This window comes from Paenibacillus ihuae (assembly GCF_001368795.1).
GTDB classification, from domain to species: Bacteria; Bacillota; Bacilli; order Paenibacillales; family Paenibacillaceae; genus Paenibacillus_AQ; species Paenibacillus_AQ ihuae.
Genome location: NZ_LN831198.1, coordinates 2,166,760 through 2,170,832, shown reverse-complemented (window position 1 = coordinate 2,170,832; position 4,073 = coordinate 2,166,760). Strand labels below are relative to the sequence as shown.

At 48.5% G+C, this 4,073-nt stretch carries 6 protein-coding genes; all 6 read right to left on the bottom strand.

Annotated elements, in window-relative coordinates; genetic code table 11:
* A partial coding sequence (locus AQR02_RS32380) for a copper amine oxidase N-terminal domain-containing protein (protein WP_167347612.1) occupies positions 1–549 on the bottom strand: 549 nt, incomplete at its 3' end.
* Between the two features lie 123 nt (positions 550–672).
* Entirely contained in the window at positions 673–807 is a 135-nt protein-coding gene (locus AQR02_RS33035; protein ID WP_197071804.1) for a sporulation protein YjcZ, read from the bottom strand.
* Positions 808–943: 136 nt separating this feature from the next.
* Positions 944–1,366 carry a hypothetical protein gene (locus tag AQR02_RS09775; RefSeq protein ID WP_054940404.1) on the bottom strand — a complete coding sequence of 141 codons (423 nt, stop codon included), beginning with the start codon at positions 1,364–1,366 and terminating at the stop codon, positions 944–946.
* 114 nt (positions 1,367–1,480) lie between these two features.
* The gene (locus AQR02_RS09770) at positions 1,481–1,762 is read right to left on the bottom strand and encodes a holin (RefSeq protein ID WP_054940403.1); all 282 of its coding nucleotides are present in this window, start codon (positions 1,760–1,762) and stop codon (positions 1,481–1,483) included.
* Between the two features lies 1 nt (position 1,763).
* Entirely contained in the window at positions 1,764–2,564 is an 801-nt protein-coding gene (locus AQR02_RS09765; protein ID WP_054940402.1) for a glucosaminidase domain-containing protein, read from the bottom strand.
* A 401-nt stretch (positions 2,565–2,965) separates the two neighbouring features.
* The coding region (locus tag AQR02_RS09760; protein WP_245237273.1) for a GGDEF domain-containing protein at positions 2,966–4,073 on the bottom strand (1,108 nt) is incomplete at its 5' end.

Below are 4,073 nucleotides of genomic sequence, written 5' to 3'. Positions count from 1 at the left end.
TGCAGAGATTGGAACCCGTTTTTTAAGCTCTGCATTGAACAAGTCCTGCCACAGTTCCTCAAACTGACCTGAATTCAACAAAACTACTATGTTGTCTGCGTATTTCTGCGGCGTGCTTACGGCTGCGTGGAGCGAACCGGCGTCATAGGAGGTGATTAATCCCAGCGCTTCAAAGATAGATAACGGTACATATATGCGGCTGTTCTTAAGCATAGCCTTGCCGTCGATGGCAAGCTTCTCCTTGCCGTTTAGGACAAGCTTACTCTCTCCCAGCCTAATTACACCCTCACGTCCATTACCCTTCAGCTGCAGGCTGTTGTGTTCTTTTATGTAAGTGACCTCATAACCAAGCGCTTCACCTAACGGGCGGACAGGCACCATAACCACCGAGCTGTTTACAAAAGGGGTAATTCCAGCCGGAATCTTTAGGGGTTCGAAGTTGACGGTGACACCTACTTTATCTTCAGCACCATGCACCACCGCTGAATCCCAAATTCCCCCAAGAAACAGCAGACTGCAGATGATTACCAGGACTAACCCTTTTCGCACTTTGACAGCACCTCCTAATCTTCATCCATATTCCTCCAGTATAACTTATCCAAGGTCTGATTTTCCGCACAAAAAAAGGCGCGAACCTGACAATTTCAGGAAACGCGCCTTTTGCTTACGCTCTTAGATAAAGCAGGCACTCAAGATAATAACAAGCAAGATATAAAGAACCAGGATCGCACCGGTAGATGTCCAAGGACCAACCGGACCTACATTAGCACCGCCTACATTACCGCCGTATCCGCAATCTGCACCCATGAGATAACCTCCTTCAAATTAATGACTACAGAATAGAATATGTACGATTGTTCCAATCAGATTGGGCGAAGCGGTTTAATTTCACTTAAACATCTTGTCATACCCGCTAAGGGCATCACAAGACGTAAGGCTGCAATTAGTCTGAAACCAAAATTCCATCAAAGCTCTCCGGACCGACACGGATCGTACCCAGCAGGTTAGAGGTAACGAATGCCGTATAAGTCAATTGCGGTGAAACCGGCGGGTTAAAATCAGCAGCAGAAAATGCAATAACCTGCGGCGCCAGAAGATTAAGGTTGAAAGTAGAGGTCGCGGAATACACAACCGGATCAGTAGGAAGCGTACCCCGGACAATCGTAATCGTAATACCGACCAATGCCAGCGGAAGCTGTAACGAAATCGTTCCCTTCAATAACACCCGCGGGTTAGTAGTAATTCCCGAAGTAATCAGGCCAATTTGACCGAATAACTGGGCGGTATTGATCGCCAGAATCGGAATGGCAATGGAGTTTGCTGTGCTGGCATTCTGTGAGGTTCTGGCATCCAGATAAGTTCCCATATATAAAGAACCCCCTTCCTTTACTGCATACCTTATTGTATGGTCTCATTTGCAGATTGCTTGTTCAGATCGCCAGCAGGCATAAGCATAAATATAATGAGCATGCAATTCATGTTATTTGTCTTTGGTCGATCCGTCTCTTTTGTTAAAGGCTAGTTCAAACAGTCCAGTGGCCGACAAACCGGCCAGTCCGCCTGCCCACAGGCGGAGAACAAGTGTCATATCCGTAAAAGGGTAGGCGACCGCGCCGACAAATAAACCGATTGCCAGACCTACGGCAGGAACAAAATTGCGGGGAATGTTCACACTGTTCTTTACCAGCTGCACAAGCGCCATAACAAACACGGCTAACACCGAGGCGAAAGCAAGCACATTATTAAGCGCCTCATTGTCCATCTCATTTCCCCCCTGTCACCAGCAAGCCCGCCCTATTCAGCACCGTGAGCAAACGGTAAAAGTCATAGCTTCCGCCGGCAGGTGTATCCAGCAGCCCGGCAGCCACAGCCGCGTTGACCGCGGGCTCTGCCCATGGCGGTATATTCATCACTGCACGGCCCTCAATTGCAGTAAGGCGGTCTGTTACATTCTTTATCGCCTGCCCTTGCTCCTGCACACCGGTTTTAATTGTATCCCTGCTGACTGTAAGACCGGCAAGAAGAACACGCAGTTCCTTTACTTCCGTCTCCAGATTCGCAAGCTTCTGTTTATCTTCGGCCGACATCTCTTCATCCTCCTTCACTTCATCAAATAGGTATAAATTATAGGAATCCATAATTCGGATCAGCTTGGCAGCGTAATTCGGATCTGTTGCATATCCTGCAGCAGCAATCTCGCGGGCGGCTGTTTGCCCGTTAACGCCGATCACCCTGCTGTAGAGGCCGCGGTTCCAGGAGACCCCCCCGATGAGAACTGCAGAGTGGTCAGCTACAGATTCTCCCCAGTCATGGTAAACGCGAAATGCTGCAGTCACAAGAAAAGGTTTACCGTTTAAATATTCGGTTGTCCGGATGGCAATGCTTCCTGCCGGACCGCTTCCTTTTATTCCAAAAAGGTTATTGGCTTTCACCGTCAGGCCACTGTTACCCCATCCGCATTCCAGTGCGGCTTGTGCGATCGTAAGCGAGGCGGCAATGTGGCTGCGCTGCATATCCGCTATTGCAAAGGGTACGATTCTGGATATGAACTCGGCATTTGTCATTCTTTCACATCCTTTCTCTACATTAAATGCTTATTCCGCTGGATGGCTTGTGCTGATTCCTACAACATAATTTCAATTTTATGGATCTAGTATTGTTAAATAGTAAATTTTGGCGTAAAATATAGTATAAATTAACTATACGGGAGGGTCTAATAGACTATGCCATCATATTATTTCAAAGAGGTTTGGACACCTCTAAAGTGGATAGGAATAAAGTTCTTCCATGATGATGAAGGAAAACTCTGGATCAAGTGGTGGTCTAATCCACGTAAAAGAGTAGACTAATTGATTTACATAAGCTGAAAACATTTCCTACCTTAATCATAAAAAAGCTCTTTTGGTCAGCAGGACGTTTTTAGGCGTTCCCTCCCAAAAGAGCTATTTTTTATACCTCCAGCTGCTTAACTGGCAGCCTCAAATGTAATGCGGTTCTTGCCGCTGCGTTTAGAAATATACAACGCCTCGTCGGCAAGCCGCATCGTTTCACTGGTATCCGCCCCATCTGGCGTCCACACCGCTGCACCGACACTGCAGCCGACATGAAGATTGTGGCCTCCGATCATAACCGGAAGATTGATTTTGCTGATAATCCGCGCTGCAACGATTTCGGCTTCATACATTGGTCTTGCCGCTGAAGTATGAAGGATGATGACAAACTCATCTCCCCCTAAGCGGGCGACAATCTCATGCTCGCGGGTGCAGTCCAGCAGCCGCACGGCTACTTGCTGCAGCAGGGCATCCCCGGCCGCATGCCCGTACGTATCATTCACTTTCTTGAATCCGTCCAGATCTAAATAAAGAAAGCTGAGCGTTGTCCTGTTTTGCTGAGCCTTGCTGACGGCATGAGCCAAAAATTCATCAAGGGCTGCCCGGTTCGGTAAGCCGGTGAGGGAATCATGCAGCGCCATATCAGACATATAATTGAGCTTGCTTTCCGTTTTAGTCAGAGTGCCTACGAGATTCCGTAGGGAGGCTGACAGAACGGCTACATCTTTGATAAGCGAAGAGGATGGAATCTCTGCATCAGTACCGGAGCTGAGCAAATCAGCTGTATATGTGATAGCCTTTAACGGGCGTGCGATCCAGCCTGCCAGAACCCAGCCAAGAATCCCGAAGATCACAGCAGCCGCCATTCCGCTTAGGATGATGAACCGTTCAAGCTGATGGACAGAAGCGAAGGCGATCTCTGCCGGCTGACGGATAATTACGGACCAGCCCAAACCCGGGTAATTCAAATACCCGTCTCCATAAGCATAACCGGTCAGATAAGAATCTCCGCCCTTCCCCTTTTCCACTGTCCATGAGTTTTCACCATTCCGCGCTTTCCGGACTGCTTCATCCGTCATTTTTTGACCGACTAATCTGTCCGGTCCCAGCAGGACTGTGTCATCTTTTTGGCTGATCACCAGCACCTCGACACCGTTCATACGATCTTTCAGCGGGGCGAGGATGGACTTCTCCACCTCACGTGACCATTCCCAGCTGAGATGCGCCGCCAGTACACCAGTG

What these genes read in the sequence shown, in the direction of transcription:
- AQR02_RS33035 (WP_197071804.1), bottom strand. Translation starts at nt 807, where the DNA reads ATGGGTGCAGATTGCGGATACGGCGGTAATGTAGGCGGTGCTAATGTA.
- AQR02_RS09770 (WP_054940403.1), bottom strand. Translation starts at nt 1,762, where the DNA reads ATGGACAATGAGGCGCTTAATAATGTGCTTGCTTTCGCCTCGGTGTTA.
- AQR02_RS09775 (WP_054940404.1), bottom strand. Translation starts at nt 1,366, where the DNA reads ATGGGAACTTATCTGGATGCCAGAACCTCACAGAATGCCAGCACAGCA.
- AQR02_RS09765 (WP_054940402.1), bottom strand. Translation starts at nt 2,564, where the DNA reads ATGACAAATGCCGAGTTCATATCCAGAATCGTACCCTTTGCAATAGCG.